14 protein-coding genes are annotated in these 14,677 nt (G+C 70.0%); 5 read left to right on the forward strand and 9 right to left on the reverse strand.

Annotated elements, in window-relative coordinates; all coding sequences use genetic code 11:
* The 5 genes from tal to pgl are packed head-to-tail and all read left to right on the forward strand — an operon-like array spanning position 1 to position 6,073.
* On the forward strand, positions 1-1,122 hold the full coding sequence (gene tal / locus ACFQ7C_RS15360; protein WP_378902935.1) for a transaldolase: 1,122 nt from the start codon (positions 1-3) through the stop codon (positions 1,120-1,122).
* Positions 1,119-2,741 carry a glucose-6-phosphate isomerase gene (locus ACFQ7C_RS15365; protein ID WP_378902938.1) on the forward strand — a complete coding sequence of 541 codons (1,623 nt, stop codon included), beginning with the start codon at positions 1,119-1,121 and terminating at the stop codon, positions 2,739-2,741. The genes tal and ACFQ7C_RS15365 overlap by 4 nt, the downstream gene beginning before the upstream one ends.
* Positions 2,742-2,756: 15 nt before the next feature.
* Positions 2,757-4,307 carry a glucose-6-phosphate dehydrogenase gene (gene zwf / locus ACFQ7C_RS15370; RefSeq protein WP_378902941.1) on the forward strand — a complete coding sequence of 517 codons (1,551 nt, stop codon included), beginning with the start codon at positions 2,757-2,759 and terminating at the stop codon, positions 4,305-4,307.
* The gene (locus tag ACFQ7C_RS15375; protein ID WP_378902944.1) at positions 4,304-5,257 is read left to right on the forward strand and encodes a glucose-6-phosphate dehydrogenase assembly protein OpcA; all 954 of its coding nucleotides are present in this window, start codon (positions 4,304-4,306) and stop codon (positions 5,255-5,257) included. Before zwf ends, ACFQ7C_RS15375 begins: the two co-directional genes overlap by 4 nt.
* 36 nt (positions 5,258-5,293) lie before the next feature.
* The gene (pgl, locus tag ACFQ7C_RS15380; protein WP_378902947.1) at positions 5,294-6,073 is read left to right on the forward strand and encodes a 6-phosphogluconolactonase; all 780 of its coding nucleotides are present in this window, start codon (positions 5,294-5,296) and stop codon (positions 6,071-6,073) included.
* Positions 6,074-6,154: 81 nt separating this feature from the next.
* Here the strand turns inward: pgl and ACFQ7C_RS15385 are convergent, their stop codons facing one another.
* The 9 genes from ACFQ7C_RS15385 to uvrC all read right to left on the reverse strand — a co-directional run bounded on the left by ACFQ7C_RS15385 (position 6,155) and on the right by uvrC (position 14,673).
* On the reverse strand, positions 6,155-6,511 hold the full coding sequence (locus tag ACFQ7C_RS15385) for an RNA polymerase-binding protein RbpA (RefSeq protein ID WP_056367156.1): 357 nt from the start codon (positions 6,509-6,511) through the stop codon (positions 6,155-6,157).
* A complete protein-coding gene (gene secG, locus ACFQ7C_RS15390; protein WP_378902951.1) occupies positions 6,511-6,759 on the reverse strand; it encodes a preprotein translocase subunit SecG in 249 nt (82 codons plus the stop codon). The genes ACFQ7C_RS15385 and secG overlap by 1 nt, the downstream gene beginning before the upstream one ends.
* A gap of 101 nt (positions 6,760-6,860) precedes the next feature.
* Positions 6,861-7,652 (reverse strand): triose-phosphate isomerase, encoded by a 792-nt coding sequence (gene tpiA, locus ACFQ7C_RS15395; RefSeq protein ID WP_378902954.1) that lies wholly within the window; start codon positions 7,650-7,652, stop codon positions 6,861-6,863.
* Positions 7,643-8,857 (reverse strand): phosphoglycerate kinase, encoded by a 1,215-nt coding sequence (locus ACFQ7C_RS15400; protein WP_378902957.1) that lies wholly within the window; start codon positions 8,855-8,857, stop codon positions 7,643-7,645. The genes tpiA and ACFQ7C_RS15400 overlap by 10 nt, the downstream gene beginning before the upstream one ends.
* 5 nt (positions 8,858-8,862) lie before the next feature.
* Positions 8,863-9,867 carry a type I glyceraldehyde-3-phosphate dehydrogenase gene (gene gap, locus ACFQ7C_RS15405; protein WP_378902960.1) on the reverse strand — a complete coding sequence of 335 codons (1,005 nt, stop codon included), beginning with the start codon at positions 9,865-9,867 and terminating at the stop codon, positions 8,863-8,865.
* A 103-nt stretch (positions 9,868-9,970) separates the two neighbouring features.
* Positions 9,971-10,597: a superoxide dismutase gene (locus ACFQ7C_RS15410; protein ID WP_045298848.1), complete on the reverse strand. Its 627-nt coding sequence runs from the start codon at positions 10,595-10,597 to the stop codon at positions 9,971-9,973.
* A 154-nt stretch (positions 10,598-10,751) separates the two neighbouring features.
* Positions 10,752-11,729 carry a DNA-binding protein WhiA gene (whiA, locus tag ACFQ7C_RS15415; RefSeq protein ID WP_378902964.1) on the reverse strand — a complete coding sequence of 326 codons (978 nt, stop codon included), beginning with the start codon at positions 11,727-11,729 and terminating at the stop codon, positions 10,752-10,754.
* A 69-nt stretch (positions 11,730-11,798) separates the two neighbouring features.
* Positions 11,799-12,710 (reverse strand): RNase adapter RapZ, encoded by a 912-nt coding sequence (gene rapZ / locus ACFQ7C_RS15420; protein ID WP_378902967.1) that lies wholly within the window; start codon positions 12,708-12,710, stop codon positions 11,799-11,801.
* Between the two features lie 31 nt (positions 12,711-12,741).
* A complete protein-coding gene (gene uvrC / locus ACFQ7C_RS15425) occupies positions 12,742-14,673 on the reverse strand; it encodes an excinuclease ABC subunit UvrC (protein WP_378902970.1) in 1,932 nt (643 codons plus the stop codon).
* Between the last annotated feature and the right edge of the window lie 4 nt (positions 14,674-14,677).

Raw genomic sequence — 14,677 nt, forward strand, 5'->3', positions numbered from 1 at the left:
ATGAGCACCCCCACCGAGAAGCTGGTCGCCGAAGGCGTGAGCATCTGGCTCGACGACCTGTCGCGCGAGCGCATCACGTCGGGCAACCTGACCGAGCTCATCTCGACGCGCAACGTCTCAGGCGTCACGACGAACCCGACGATCTTCCAGGGCGCGATCGGCGGCGGCGGACACGCGTACGCCGACCAGATCGCCGAGCTCGCCAAGGCGGGCGCCTCGGTCGACGACGCGATCTTCGCCGCCACGACCGACGACGTGCGCGACGCGGCCGACATCCTCCGTCCCGTCTACGACGCCACGGACGGTGTGGACGGCCGCGTGTCGATCGAGGTCTCCCCCGACCTCGCCCACGACACCGACGCGACGATCGCGCAGGCCAAGGAGCTGTCCGCGAAGGTCGACCGGCCCAACGTGCACATCAAGATCCCCGCGACGAAGGCCGGTCTGCCGGCGATCACCGCGGTGCTCGCCGAGGGCATCTCGGTCAACGTCACGCTGATCTTCAGCCTCGAGCGCTACGCCGAGGTCATCGACGCCTTCCTCTCGGGCATCGAGCAGGCGAAGGCGAACGGCCACGACATCTCGCAGATCCACTCCGTGGCGTCGTTCTTCGTCTCGCGCGTGGACACCGAGGTCGACAAGCGCCTCGCCGCCATCGGCACCGACGAGGCCGCGGGCCTGAAGTCGCTCGCCGGTGTGGCGAACGCGCGCCTCGCGTACGAGCTGTTCGAGAAGGAGTTCGCCAGCGACCGCGCCAAGGCGCTGACGGATGCCGGCGCCCACGCCCAGCGTCCGCTGTGGGCCTCGACCGGTGTCAAGGACCCGAACCTCCCCGACACGCTGTACGTGACCGAGCTCGTCGCTCCCGGCACCGTCAACACCATGCCCGAGAAGACGCTCGAGGCGACCTTCGACCACGGCCAGATCGCCGGCGACACCGTCACCGGCACCTACGCCGCCGCGCACGAGGTGTTCGACCGCCTCGCCGCCGTCGGCGTCGACTTCGCCGACGTCACCCAGGTGCTCGAGGACGAGGGCGTCGACAAGTTCATCGCCTCCTGGCACGACCTGCAGGGCACCGTGAAGACGGCCCTCGAGGACGCTCTCCAGGCCACCCGATGAGTTTCGACATCCACCTCTCGGGGCGCGTCAAGTCCGTCGTGGAGGCGACGCTCCCCGGGCTCGTGGCGAGCCTGGTGGCCTCGGGGATCACCGGCGGCGACTCGTCGCTGTGGGGTCCGGGCGCCGACGACGAGGCATCCCGACGCCTCGGGTGGACCGAGGCCGTCAGCGTCTCGCGCCCCCTCGTCCCTGAGATCCTGGCGCTGCGCGAGCGGCTGCGTTCACGCAACGTCACGCGCATCGTGCTCGCGGGCATGGGCGGCTCGTCGCTCGCGCCCGAGGTCATCGCCCAGACGGCCGGAGTGCCGCTGACGATCCTCGACTCGACGTCGCCGGGCCAGGTGCTCGCCGCGATCGACGGCGATGCCCAGGCCGGCGACCTCACGCGCACCGCGCTCGTGGTGTCGTCCAAGTCGGGCTCGACGGTCGAGACGGACTCCGCCAAGCGCGCGTTCGAGGCGGCGTTCCGCGACCTCGGCATCGATCCCACCGAGCGGATCGTCGTCGTGACCGACCCGGGCTCGCCGCTGGACCAGGCGGCCCGCGCCGACGGGTACACCGTGTTCAACGCCGACCCGACGGTGGGGGGCCGCTACTCGGCGCTCACCGCGTTCGGGCTCGTGCCGGCCGGCCTCGCGGGTGCCGACATCTCGGAGCTCCTCGACGAGGCCGAGGCGTCGCTGCTCGAGGTGTCGATCGACAGCCCCGACAACCCGGCACTCGTGCTCGCCGCCGCCATCGCGGGCGGCGAGCCTCGCAAGGACAAGCTCGGCCTCATCACCGACGGCACCCACATCGTCGGCCTTCCGGACTGGATCGAACAGCTCGTCGCCGAGTCGACGGGCAAGGACGCCACCGGCATCCTTCCCGTCGTGCTCCTGCCGGTCTCGCCCGAGGTCGACGCGCAGCCCTCCGACCTGCAGATCGTGCGGTTCGTCGACGAGGCCAAGAAGTTCCACCTGTTCGAGCACCACGAGGGCGAGATCCTCGTGAGCGGCTCGCTCGGTGCGCAGTTCGTGGTCTGGGAGTACGCGACGGCGATCGCGGGACGGATGCTGGGCATCAATCCCTTCGACCAGCCCGACGTCGAGTCCGCCAAGGATGCGGCACGCGGGCTGCTCGAGGCACGCCCCGAGCCCACCACGCCGGCTTTCGCCGTGGAGGGCGTCGAGGTGCGCGTGTCGGACCCCGAGCTCGCAGCATCCGGAACCGTCGCAGGCGTGCTGGACGCACTGTGGGCACGGCTCCCCGCCGATGGGTACGTCGCGATCCAGGCCTATGTCAACCGTCTCGAGCTCAGCCAGCTCTCGGGTCTGCGCGAGCTCGTCGCCGCGGACTCGGGTCGACCCACCACGTTCGGCTGGGGACCCCGGTTCCTGCACTCGACGGGTCAGTACCACAAGGGCGGCCCCGCGAACGGCGTGTTCCTGCAGATCCTCGAGCGCACCGACGTCGACCTCGAGATCCCCGGCCGGCCGTTCACATTCGGCCAGCTGATCCAGGCGCAGGCTGCGGGCGACGCGGCCGTGCTCGCCGAAGGCCACGGCCGTCCCGTCGTGACCCTGACCCTCACCGACCCCCAGATCGAAGTGCTTTCGCTCTTCGAAGCGGCACAGTAGGAGTTCGATCCCCACATGACCGTCGAGATCTCGCGCGGGCACAACCCGCTGCGCGACCCCGAAGACCGTCGCCTCAACCGCATCGCCGGCCCGAGCGCGCTCGTCATCTTCGGCGTCACGGGAGACCTCTCCCGCAAGAAGCTCATGCCCGCCGTCTACGACCTCGCCAACCGCGGCCTGCTGCCTCCCGGGTTCGCACTCGTCGGCTTCGCGCGGCGCGACTGGGCCGACCAGGACTTCGCCGAGGTCGTCCACGATGCGGTGCGCCAGCACGCGCGCACCGAGTTCCGCGACGAGACCTGGCAGCAGCTGCTCCAGGGCATCCGCTTCGTCTCGGGCGAGTTCGGCGACCCGGACGCGTTCCGGCGGCTCCGCGAGACCGTCGAGAAGCTCGACGTCGAACGCGGCACCATGGGCAACCACGCCTACTACCTGTCGATCCCGCCGAAGGACTTCGCGCTCGTGGCGGACCAGCTGCGGAGCTCCGGGCTGGTGGACGACACCGCCGACCAGCCGGACCGCTGGCGGCGCGTCGTCATCGAGAAGCCGTTCGGTCACGACCTGGACTCGGCGCGCGCGCTGAACGACGTGCTCCGCTCGACGTTCCCGACGGACTCGATCTTCCGGATCGACCACTACCTCGGCAAGGAGACGGTCCAGAACATCCTGGCCCTCCGCTTCGCCAACGAGCTGTACGAGCCGATCTGGAACCGCAACTACGTCGACCACGTGCAGATCACGATGGCGGAGGACATCGGGGTGAGCGGCCGCGCCGGCTATTACGACGGCGTCGGCGCCGCACGCGACGTCATCCAGAACCACCTGCTGCAGCTCCTCGCGCTCACGGCGATGGAGGAGCCGATCTCGTTCGACGCGAAGGACCTTCGCGCCGAGAAGGAGAAGGTGCTCGCCGCGGTCACGCTCCCCGACGACCTCGAGCGTTCGACGGCCCGGGGTCAGTACGACGGCGGCTGGCAGGGCGGCGAGAAGGTGCTCGGCTTCCTCGACGAGGACGGCATGAACCCCGAGTCGACGACGGAGACGTACGCGGCGATCACGCTCGAGATCAACACGCGACGCTGGGCAGGCGTGCCGTTCTACCTGCGCACGGGCAAGCGCCTGGGTCGCCGCGTCACCGAGATCGCCGTGGTCTTCAAGCGGGCGCCCGAGCTGCTGTTCGATCGCAACCAGACCTCGGGTCAGGGCCAGAACGCGCTCGTGATCCGTGTCCAGCCCGACGAGGGGGTCACGATCCGCTTCGGCTCGAAGGTCCCGGGCGCCGGCGCCCAGGTGCGCGACGTCACGATGGACTTCGGCTACGGCCACGCGTTCACCGAGGCGAGCCCCGAGGCCTACGAGCGCCTCATCCTCGATGTGCTCCTCGGCGACCCGCCGCTGTTCCCGCGGCACGAAGAGGTCGAGCTGTCGTGGAAGATCCTCGACCCGATCGAGCAGTTCTGGGACGCTCAGGGCGGCCCCCTCGAACAGTATTCGCCCGGGTCGTGGGGCCCGGATTCCGCGGACGAGATGCTCGCCCGCGATGGCCGCACCTGGAGGCGCCCGTGATCGTCGACCTTCCCGACACCAACGTCAGCAAGATCTCCCGCGCACTCGTGAACGTGCGCGAGGAGGGCGGCGCCGTCGCGCTCGGCCGCGTGCTGACGCTCGTCATCCTCACCCGTGAGGGCGCGGTCGAAGAGGTCATCGAGGCCGCGAACGACGCGTCGCGCGAGCATCCCATGCGGGTCATCGTGCTGATGATCGACGGCGAGGACGAGAACTCCCGGCTCGACGCGCAGATCCGCGTGGGCGGCGACGCCGGCGCGAGCGAGGTCGTCACGCTCCGCGTGTTCGGCGAGGCCGGCCGCTCGAACCTCGAGAGCCTCATCACGGGTCTGCTCCTGCCCGACGCCCCCGTCGTGGTGTGGTGGCCGAACCGCACCCCCGATCACATCTCGAAGACGTCGATCGGTCGCATCGCACAGCGTCGGATCACCGACGCGGCCACCAAGTCCGACCCGTCGGCCTGGGTCGCCGGTCTGGGCGAGCAGTACGCCCCCGGCGACACCGACCTCGCCTGGACGCGTCTCACGCGCTGGCGCGAGCAGCTGGCCGCGATCCTCGACCAGCCGCCGTACGAGCCCGTCGTGGGCGTGCGCGTGCGCGGGGCGTCCGATTCGCCCTCCACCGCGCTCCTGGCCGCCTGGCTCCGTCTGACGCTCGACGTGCCGGTGGACTGGGCCTACCTCGACGCGGACGAGTGGCCGCACGGCATCAAGTCGGTCGCCCTCGTACGCGCGAGCGGAGAGGTGCTGCTGGAGCGCCCGTCGCCCGGCGTGGCGATCCTCACGCAGCCGGGGCAGCCCACCCATGACCTCGCGTTCCCCCGTCGGACACTGCGGGAATGCCTGGCGGAGGAGCTCCGTCGGCTCGACCCCGACGTCCTGTATGGTCGAGTCATCACCGAGGGTTGGGAACTGCTCGACCCCCCGGCGACGAAGGGGACGCAGGCCTGATGAGCGGTGCGCGGGTGACGGACAGGACGCAGACGGATGCCTGAGGGCTGGGCCGAGAAACGCGTCATCATCAGCCCCGATCCCGCCGCACTGGCCGAGTCGGTCGCGCCGCGCTTCCTGAGTCGCGTCGCCAAGCGTCTCGACGACGGCAAGCTCGCGCACATCTCGCTCACCGGCGGATCCATGGGCGCGGCGGTGCTCGCCGCCGCGGCGCGCAATCCTCGTGCGGGCACCATCGACTGGTCGAAGGTGCACTTCTGGTGGAGCGACGAGCGCTTCGTGCCGCTCGGCCACTCCGACCGCAACGACCGGCAGGCCCGCGAGGCGTTCCTCGACGATCTCGAGATCCCTGCGGAGAACATCCACGCGACTCTCGGAAGCGACGACGGCGCCGATCTGGATGCTGCGGCCGCCGCGTACGCCGCAGAGCTGGCGCGCTTCCCGGGGGCTGAGGGCCCATGGCCGTCGTTCGATGTCTGCTTCCTCGGCGTCGGCCCGGACGGACACATCGCATCGCTCTTCCCCGACCGCTCCGAGATCCAGATCACGGATCGCTCGGTGGTGGCGGTGCGCGACTCCCCCAAGCCGCCGCCCGAGCGGATCACCATGACGCGTCCGGTGATCAACAGCTCCAAGCGCGTGTGGCTCGTGCTGGCGGGTGCCGACAAGGCGGCCGCCCTCGGGCTCGCCCTCGCGGGCGCCAGCTACGCCAGCGTGCCCGCCGCAGGGGCGAAGGGCCGCAAGCGCACGACGTTCTTCGTCGACCGGGCCGCGGCCGCCCAGGTGCCGCCGGACCTCATCGACCGGGAGTACTGACGAACTCCGGCGGACGAACGCCGGACAGACGAGAAGAGCGGATGCCGCAGCATCCGCTCTTCTCGTCTGTCTGTGGTGGACTCAGTCCTGGCCGCGGCGCTCGCGCAGCTGCTTGAGGGCGTCGTCGAGGAGGGTCTCGGCCTCTTCCTCGGTGCGGCGCTCCTTCACGTAGGCGAGATGCGTCTTGTAGGGCTCGGTCTTCGCGACGGCAGGAGGGTTCTCCTTGTCGCGGCCGGCCGGCAGACCGGAGTGCGGGGAATCGATCGTGTCGGGGATCTCTTCTTCCGGGATCCCCGCGGCGAAGTAGCGCACGGTCTCGTTGCCCAGGGCGTCCCAGTACGAGACGGCCACGCGCTCGGCGTGGAAGCCGTGGTCCTGCTCGCCCATCGGCCCGGCACCGACGCGGGTGCCGCGGATCGCGTTTCCTCCGGTGGCCATCAGAGCGCCGCGAACTTCGTGATCAGGCCCAGTGCCACGATCGAGGCGAACCACACGAGGGCGAGCACGACCGTGAACCGGTTGAGGTTGCGCTCGGCGAGCCCCGACGAGCCAAGGGCCGACGTCATGCCGCCGCCGAACATGTCGGACAGGCCACCACCGCGCCCCTTGTGGAGCAGGATGAGGAGGGTCAGCAGGAGACTCGTGATGCCGAGGAGCACCTGCAGGACGAACTCGAGGATAAGCACAGTCGTTGAAGCCTTTCGCTGCGATCGTTCGCCGATCGCACAAGGGTCAAGTATACGGGTAGCACGGCGGGCGGTGAGGATACCCACCGCCCGCCGCGACGTCAGACGCCGACGTGCTTCTGGTAGCGGATGATCGCGGCGAACTCGTCGACGACGAGGCTCGCACCGCCGACCAGCGCGCCGTCGACGTCGGGCTCGCGCATGAAGCTCGCGATGTTCGCGGCCTTCACCGAACCTCCGTAGAGGACGCGCGTGCGGGCGGCTGCATCGGCGCCGAGCTTCTCGGCGATGACCTCGCGGAGCTTCGCGCAGACGTCCTGAGCCTGCTCGGGTGTCGCGGCCTGGCCGGAGCCGATCGCCCAGACGGGCTCGTAGGCGACGACGATGTCGGCATCGGCCTTCAGACCCTCGAGAGCGACGGACAGCTGGCTGACCGGGACCGCGCTCGCGCCGAACTTCTCGAGGTCCTCGCTGGTCTCACCGACGCAGATCACGGGGACGAGGCCGTGCTTGAGCGCGGCCTTCACCTTGGATCCGACGACCTCATCGGTCTCGTCGTGGTACTGACGACGCTCGGAGTGGCCGATGATGACGTAGGTCGCATCCAGCTTCGCGAGGAACGCGCCCGAGATCTCGCCGGTGTACGCGCCGGAGTCGTGCGCCGACACGTCCTGCGCACCCAGGGCGAACGGGATCTTGTCGGCGTCGAGCAGCGTCTGCACGGTGCGGATGTCGGTGAACGGCGGGAAGACCGCGACTTCGACCGAGCCGTCCTCGTGCTTGGCATCCTTGAGGGTCCAGTGCAGCTTCTGCACGAACGCGACCGCCTGCAGGTGGTCGAGATTCATCTTCCAGTTGCCCGCGATGAGCGGGGTGCGGCTGCTCACTGCCATCCGAGGACCTCCAGTCCGGGGAGCTTCTTGCCCTCGAGGAACTCGAGGCTGGCGCCGCCGCCGGTCGAGATGTGACCGAAGGCGTCGTCGGCGAATCCGAGCTGGCGGACCGCCGCGGCGGAATCGCCGCCGCCGACGACCGACAGGCCGTCGACGTCGGTGAGAGCCTGCGCGACCGCCTTGGTGCCCGCGGCGAACGGTGCGAGCTCGAAGACGCCCATCGGGCCGTTCCAGAACACCGTCTTGGAGTCGCGCACCAGCGCGGCGAAGCGCTCGGCGGTCTCGGGGCCGATATCGAGGCCGAGGCCGGATGCGCCGAACGCCGTGTCTTCGATGCCGTCGGCGCCCGTCACCACGTGCTCCGCGTCGGCGCCGAACTTCGAGGCCACGACGACGTCGGTCGGGAGCACGAGCTCGACGCCCGACTCCTCGGCGCGCCGCATGTACTCGCGGACCGTGTCGAGCTGATCGGCCTCGAGGAGGCTCGAGCCGACCTTGTGGCCCTGCGCGGCGAGGAAGGTGAACAGCATGCCGCCGCCGATGAGCAGACGGTTCACGCGCGGCAGCAGGTGGTCGATGACGCCCAGCTTGTCGCTGACCTTCGAGCCGCCGAGGACGACCGTGTAGGGGCGCTCGGGGTTCTCGGTCAGGCGGTCGAGCACGTCGACCTCCTTCTCGATGAGGAACCCGGCGGCCGACGGCAGGATCTCCGCGAGGTCGTAGACCGACGCCTGCTTGCGGTGCACGACGCCGAACCCGTCGGAGACGAGGACGTCGCCGAGCGTGGCCAGCTCCTCCGCGAACGCGCGGCGGGTCGCGTCGTCCTTGGCGGTCTCGCCCGGGTTGAAGCGGAGGTTCTCGATGATCGCGACGTCGCCGTCCTCGAGGGCGGCGACGGCCTCACGGGCCGACTCGCCGACCGTGTCGCGCGCGAACGCGACCGGCTTGCCGAGGAGCTCCGAGAGCCGCTGGGCGACCGGTTCGAGGCTGTACTTCGCGTCGGGGGCGCCGTCGGGGCGACCGAGGTGCGAGCAGACGATGACGCGGGCGCCCTGGTTGATCAGGGCGTTGAGCGTGGGGAGCGTGGCCCGTACACGGCCATCGTCCGTGATGACCGCGTCCTTCAGGGGGACGTTGAGGTCAGCACGGACGATGACGCGCTTGCCGGCCAGCGGACCCAGAGTGCTGAGGGTGCGCAGAGCCATCGGGATCAGAGCTTCGAGGCGACGATCTCGGTGAGGTCGACGAGGCGGTTCGAGTATCCCCACTCGTTGTCGTACCAGCCGACGACCTTGACCTGGTTGCCGATGACGCGGGTCAGTCCGGCGTCGAAGATGCAGGAGTGGTCGTCGGTGACGATGTCGCTCGAGACGATCTCGTCCTCGGTGTACTTCAGGATGCCCTTGAGCGGCCCCTCGGCGGCGGCCTTGTAGGCGGCCTTGATCTCGTCGACGGTCACCTCGCGCTCGAGCTCGACCGTGAGGTCGGTCGCCGAGCCGGTGGGGACCGGCACGCGAAGGGCGAAGCCGTCGAGCTTGCCCTTGAGGTCGGGCAGGACGAGGCCGATGGCCTTGGCGGCACCGGTCGAGGTGGGGACGATGTTGAGCGCTGCGGCGCGGGCGCGACGCAGGTCGCTGTGCGGGCCGTCCTGGAGGTTCTGGTCGGCGGTGTAGGCGTGCACCGTCGTCATGAGGCCCTTGACGATCCCGAAGTTGTCGTCGAGCACCTTGGCGAGCGGCGCGAGGCAGTTCGTCGTGCACGAGGCGTTCGAGATGATGTGCTGGGTCTCGGGGTCGTACGTCTCCTCGTTGGCACCGATGACGAACGTGCCGTCCTCGCCGCTGGCGGGAGCGGAGATGAGGACCTTCTTGGCACCGCCCGCGATGTGCTTCGCGGCATCGACGGCCTTGGTGAAGCGACCGGTCGACTCGATGACGATGTCGACGCCCAGCTCGCCCCAGGGCAGGTTGGCGGGGTCGCGCTCTTCGAAGACCTTGATGGTCTTGTCGCCGACCGTGATCGAGTCCTCGGTGTACGAGACCTCCTGGTCGAGGCGGCCGAGGATCGAGTCGTACTTGAGCAGGTGCGCGAGGGTCTTGTTGTCGGTGAGGTCGTTCACCGCCACGATGTCGAGGTCCGCACCCTGCGCGAGAGCCGCGCGGAGGTAGTTGCGTCCGATTCGGCCGAAGCCGTTGATGCCGATCTTGACAGTCACGGAGTTTCTCCTGAGATGTGTCGTGCGCGAATGCGCGGTTGTTGCGATGCGAACGAGGACAACGGCGTCCCGGCGGGCTGTCCCGCCGGGACGGCCGCGCTAACTAGGACAGTACCAGCAGGCCCGAGGTCTTCTGACGGGCGGCGTCGAGGCGCTGCGCGACGTTCTGCCAGTTCGCGATGTTCCAGACGGCCTTCACGTAGTCGGCCTTGACGTTGAGGTAGTCGAGGTAGAAGGCGTGCTCCCACATGTCGAGCTGGAAGATCGGGATCGTGCCCTGCGCGGTGTTGCCCTGCTGGTCGAACAGCTGCTGGATGATGAGCTGCTCACCGATCGGGTCCCAGCTGAGCACGGCCCAGCCCGAACCCTGGATCCCGTTGGCCACGGCGGTGAAATGCGCCTGGAACTTGTCGAAGCCGCCGAAGAACTCGTCGATGGCGGCCTTCAGCTCGCCCTCGGGCTCGCCGCCGCCCTCGGGCGAGAGGTTGGTCCAGAAGATCGAGTGGTTGACGTGACCGCCGAGGTGGAACGCGAGGTCCTTCTCGAGCTTGTTCACGTTCGCCAGGTTGCCGGACTCGCGCGCCTCGGCCAGCTGCTCCAGCGCGGTGTTCGCGCCGGTCACGTACGCCTGGTGGTGCTTGCTGTGGTGCAGCTCCATGATCTTGCCGCTGATGTGCGGCTCGAGTGCGGCGTAGTCGTAAGGGAGGTCGGGCAAGGTGTACTTCGCCATGTTCTCTTCTTCCTGTCGGCGCGCGCCGAAATCCCCGGCGCAGCGAGGGTGACGGATTCATCCTACTGAGCGGCAACGCCCGCGCGGCGGGGTTGCTTCCGTCTGTGACGTGTGGAAGAGCGGATGCTGCGGACCGCAGCATCCGTCCCGGATCTCAGTCCTCGATGCCGGCCGGAACGGCGGACTCGGTGCCGGGGAGCCCCTCGGCCTCGGCCTTCTTGTCGGCCATGGCGAGCAGACGCCGGATGCGGCCGGCGACCGCGTCCTTGGTGAGCGGCGGGTCGGCGTGGTGGCCCAGCTCGTCGAGGCTGGCATCGCGGTGTGCGAGGCGGAGATCGCCCGCCTGCCGCAGGTGGTCGGGCACCTCGTCGCCGAGGATCTCGAGCGCCCGCTCGACGCGGGCGCACGCGGCGACCGCGGCCTGCGCCGAGCGGCGGAGGTTGGCGTCGTCGAAGTTGACCAGGCGGTTGACACCCGCGCGCACCTCGCGGCGCTGACGCATCTGGTCCCACTCGGCGGCGGCGCGCGCGGCGCCCATCGCCGCGAGGGCGGCGCGGATGGCCTCCCCCTCGCGCACGACCACGCGCGGGATGCCGCGCACCTCGCGGGCCTTGCCGGCGATGCCGAGGCGGTGGGCCGCGCCCACGAGCGCCATCGCAGCCTCGGACGAGGGGCAGGTGATCTCGAGCGCTGCCGAGCGGCCCGGGTCGCTGAGCGTTCCGGCGGCGAGGAACGCGCCGCGCCAGATCGCGGCGAGGTCGCCGCGCGAGCCGGTCGTGAGCTTGTTGGGCAGGCCCCGCACCGGACGCCGGCGCTGGTCGAGGAGGCCCGTCTGGCGGGCGAGCGTCTCGCCGCCTTCGATCACGCGCACGGCGTAGTGGCTCCCGGTCCGCGCTCCGGAGCCCTGCACGTGGACGAGCTCGGGCCGCACGCCGTAGAGCTCGACCAGGTCGCGGGCGGTGCGGCGCGCGAGGATGTCGGAGTCCAGCTCGGCCTCGACCGCGACGCGGTTCGCGATCGAGTGCAGGCCGCCCGAGAATCGCAGCAGCGACGTGAGCTCGGCCACCCGTGCCGTCGGGCGCGGGTCTCGCACGGTGATCAGCTCGGCCTTCACGTCAGCGGTCAGCGACACGGGTCTCCTTCATGGGTCTTGCGGGAACGACCGTCAAGCCTACCCGGCCGCTCCGGCCGGGCGGTCCCGTCACTCCCGTCCGAGATCGCGGTGCGTCACGCGGACGGCGACGCCGGGCACACTCGCGAGTCGCTGCGCCAGCTCCCGCACCATCACGACCGAGCGGTGCTTTCCGCCGGTGCAGCCGACGGCGACGACCGAGTGGCTCTTGTTCTCGCGCTGGTAGCCCTCGAGCACCGGCCGCAGCGCCGCGCTGTACGCGTCGAGGAACTCCTGCGCACCCTCCTGCGAGAGGACGTAGTCCCGTACCTCGTCGTCTTCACCCGTGAACGGCCGCAGCTGCTCGTCCCAGAACGGGTTCGGGAGGAACCGCATGTCGGCCACGAGGTCGGCGTCCGGCGGCAGGCCGTACTTGAAGCCGAAGCTCTGGAGCGTCACCGTGTGCCGCGCAGCGCCCGCCTCGGTGAACAGATCGGCGACGTTGGTGGCCAGCTGGTGGATGTTGTACGAGGACGTGTCGATGATGACGTCGGCGCTTTCGCGGACGGCGGCCAGGCGCGTCCGCTCCCGGCGGATGCCGTCGAGGATCGTGCCGTCGCCCTGCAGCGGGTGCGGCCGCCGCACCGCCTCGAACCGTCGGACGAGCACCTCGTCCGAGGCATCCAGGAACATCACCCGGATCTGACGGCGCTCGCGCAGGGCGCGCATCGCATCGGGAAGATCGGAGAACAGGTCGCGCCCGCGCACGTCGACGACGACCGCGACCCGCGGCAGCACTCCCCCGGCGAGCTCGGTGAGGTCGAGCAGCGGCTTGAGCATCTGCGGCGGGAGGTTGTCGACCACGTACCAGTCGAGATCCTCCAGTGCGTTCGCCGCGGTGGACCGCCCCGCGCCCGACATCCCCGTGACGATCAGCACTTCTCCGACGTCGTGACGCGTCGCCTCGCCCATGATCACCCCCGTCCCGACAAGCCTAGTCATAGCAGGCGGTCGCTGGTCGGCGCGCGGGCCTCTATGTCGCGTCCGTCAGGGCCGCCGGCTGAGCGAGATGCGCGTGGATCGCCGAGGCGAGCTTGGGGCCGACGCCCGGAAGCTGGGCGATCTCGTCGGGCGTCGCCTTCCTCAGCGCCGACACCGAGCCGAAGTGCCGCAGCAGCGCCTTGATGCGGGCCTCGCCGAGGCCGGGAACCTCCGCGAGGACGCTCTGGATGTCGCGGCGGCGGCGCTTGCGCTGGTGCGTGATGGCGAATCGGTGCGCCTCGTCGCGCAGCCGCTGCAGCAGGTACAGCGCCTCCGACGTGCGGGGCAGGATGACGGGGTACTCCTCCCCCGGCAGCCAGACCTCCTCCAAGCGCTTGGCGATGCCGCACAGGGCGATCTCCTCGTGACCGGCGTCGCGGAGCGCCCGCGCGGCGGCCTCGACCTGCGGCTTGCCGCCGTCGACGACCAGCAGCTGCGGCCGGTACGCGAAGCGCGGGCGGCGCCGCTCGGTCACGACCTCGCCGTCGCCGGTCGGGTCGGGTGCAGCATCCGGTTCGTTCTCCTCCGGACGGTCGAGATAGGCGAGCCGGCGCGTGAGCACCTGATAGAGCGAGTCGGTGTCGTCGGTGGTCTCTGCGACACCGAACGAGCGGTACTGGTCCTTGCGGGGAAGGCCGTCCTCGAACACCACCATCGATGCCACGACGTTCGTGCCGCTCAGGTGCGACACGTCGAAGCACTCGATGCGCAGCGGCGCCTCGGCGAGGTCGAGGGCCTCCTGCAGGTCGGTGAGCGCCTGGCTGCGGGCGACGTAGTCGCTGGTGCGACGGGTCTTGTGGAGCATCAGCGCCTGCTGCGCGTTGAGGGTCGCGGTGCGCATGAGGTCGGCCTTGCGGCCGCGCTGGGCGATCTGGATCGTCACGGCCTTGCCCCGGCGTCCGCGGAGCCACTCCTCGAGATCGGCCGCGTCGTCGGGCATCGCCGGCACCAGGACCTGCTTCGGGATGTCGGCGCCCGCGGCGTTCCCGTACGTGCGCTGGAGCACCTGGTCGACGAGCTCGCCGCCGGTGATGTCGAGCTCCTTCTCGATCGTGGTGGCGCGCACGCCGCGCACGCGGCCGCCGCGGATCACGAAGTGCTGCACTGTGGCGGCGAGCTCGTCCTCGGCGATGCCGAAGAGGTCGGCGTCCGTGTCGGACGCGAGCACGAGCGCGCTGCGGTTGAGCACCGCGTCGATCGACTGCAGCCGGTCACGGTAGACGGCGGCAGCCTCATAGTCCATCGCCGCGGATGCCTCGCGCATGCGCGCCGTCAGCTGCCGCGTGAACCGCTGGTCGCCGCCCGCCATGAACGCGATGAAGTCGTCGACGATCGCACGGTGCTCGTCGATCGTGACCTTCATCGAGCACGGGCCGCCGCAGCGCCCGATCTGCCCGGGGAAGCACGGACGTCCCGTCGCCATCGCCTTCTTGTAGGAGGCGTCGCTGCAGGTGCGGATCGGGAACACCTTGATCATGAGGTCGATCGTGTCGTGCACCGCCCACACCTTGGGGTACGGACCGAAGTACTTCGCCCCGGGGATGCGCCGGTTGCGCGTCACGATGACCCGCGGCGCCTCGTCGGCGAGGGTGATCGCCATGAAGGGGTACGACTTGTCGTCCTTGTAGCGGACGTTGAACGGCGGATCGAACTCCTTGATCCACTGGTACTCGAGCTGCAGCGAGTCGACGTCGGTCGCGACGACCGTCCATTCGACGGATGCCGCGGTCATCACCATGCGCCGCGTGCGCTCGTGGAGGGTGTGCAGCGGCGCGAAGTAGTTCGACAGGCGCGCACGGAGGTTCTTCGCCTTGCCGACGTACAGGACGCGCCCGTCGCGGTCGCGGAAGCGGTACACCCCGGGGTTCGTGGGGATCTCGCCCGGCTTCGGCTTGTACGGGACGGTGGGAGCGGAGCGCGCCATGCGG

It is taken from the genome of Microbacterium sp. NPDC056569, assembly GCF_042793475.1.
Lineage (GTDB): Bacteria > Actinomycetota > Actinomycetes > Actinomycetales > Microbacteriaceae > Microbacterium.

Bases quoted from the DNA above. Each gene is read 5' to 3' on its own strand.
- tal (WP_378902935.1), top strand. From the start codon at position 1: ATGAGCACCCCCACCGAGAAGCTGGTCGCCGAAGGCGTGAGCATCTGG.
- ACFQ7C_RS15365 (WP_378902938.1), top strand. From the start codon at position 1,119: ATGAGTTTCGACATCCACCTCTCGGGGCGCGTCAAGTCCGTCGTGGAG.
- zwf (WP_378902941.1), top strand. From the start codon at position 2,757: ATGACCGTCGAGATCTCGCGCGGGCACAACCCGCTGCGCGACCCCGAA.
- pgl (WP_378902947.1), top strand. From the start codon at position 5,294: ATGCCTGAGGGCTGGGCCGAGAAACGCGTCATCATCAGCCCCGATCCC.
- ACFQ7C_RS15385 (WP_056367156.1), bottom strand. From the start codon at position 6,511: ATGGCCACCGGAGGAAACGCGATCCGCGGCACCCGCGTCGGTGCCGGG.
- tpiA (WP_378902954.1), bottom strand. From the start codon at position 7,652: ATGGCAGTGAGCAGCCGCACCCCGCTCATCGCGGGCAACTGGAAGATG.
- ACFQ7C_RS15400 (WP_378902957.1), bottom strand. From the start codon at position 8,857: ATGGCTCTGCGCACCCTCAGCACTCTGGGTCCGCTGGCCGGCAAGCGC.
- ACFQ7C_RS15410 (WP_045298848.1), bottom strand. From the start codon at position 10,597: ATGGCGAAGTACACCTTGCCCGACCTCCCTTACGACTACGCCGCACTC.
- rapZ (WP_378902967.1), bottom strand. From the start codon at position 12,710: ATGACTAGGCTTGTCGGGACGGGGGTGATCATGGGCGAGGCGACGCGT.
- uvrC (WP_378902970.1), bottom strand. From the start codon at position 14,673: ATGGCGCGCTCCGCTCCCACCGTCCCGTACAAGCCGAAGCCGGGCGAG.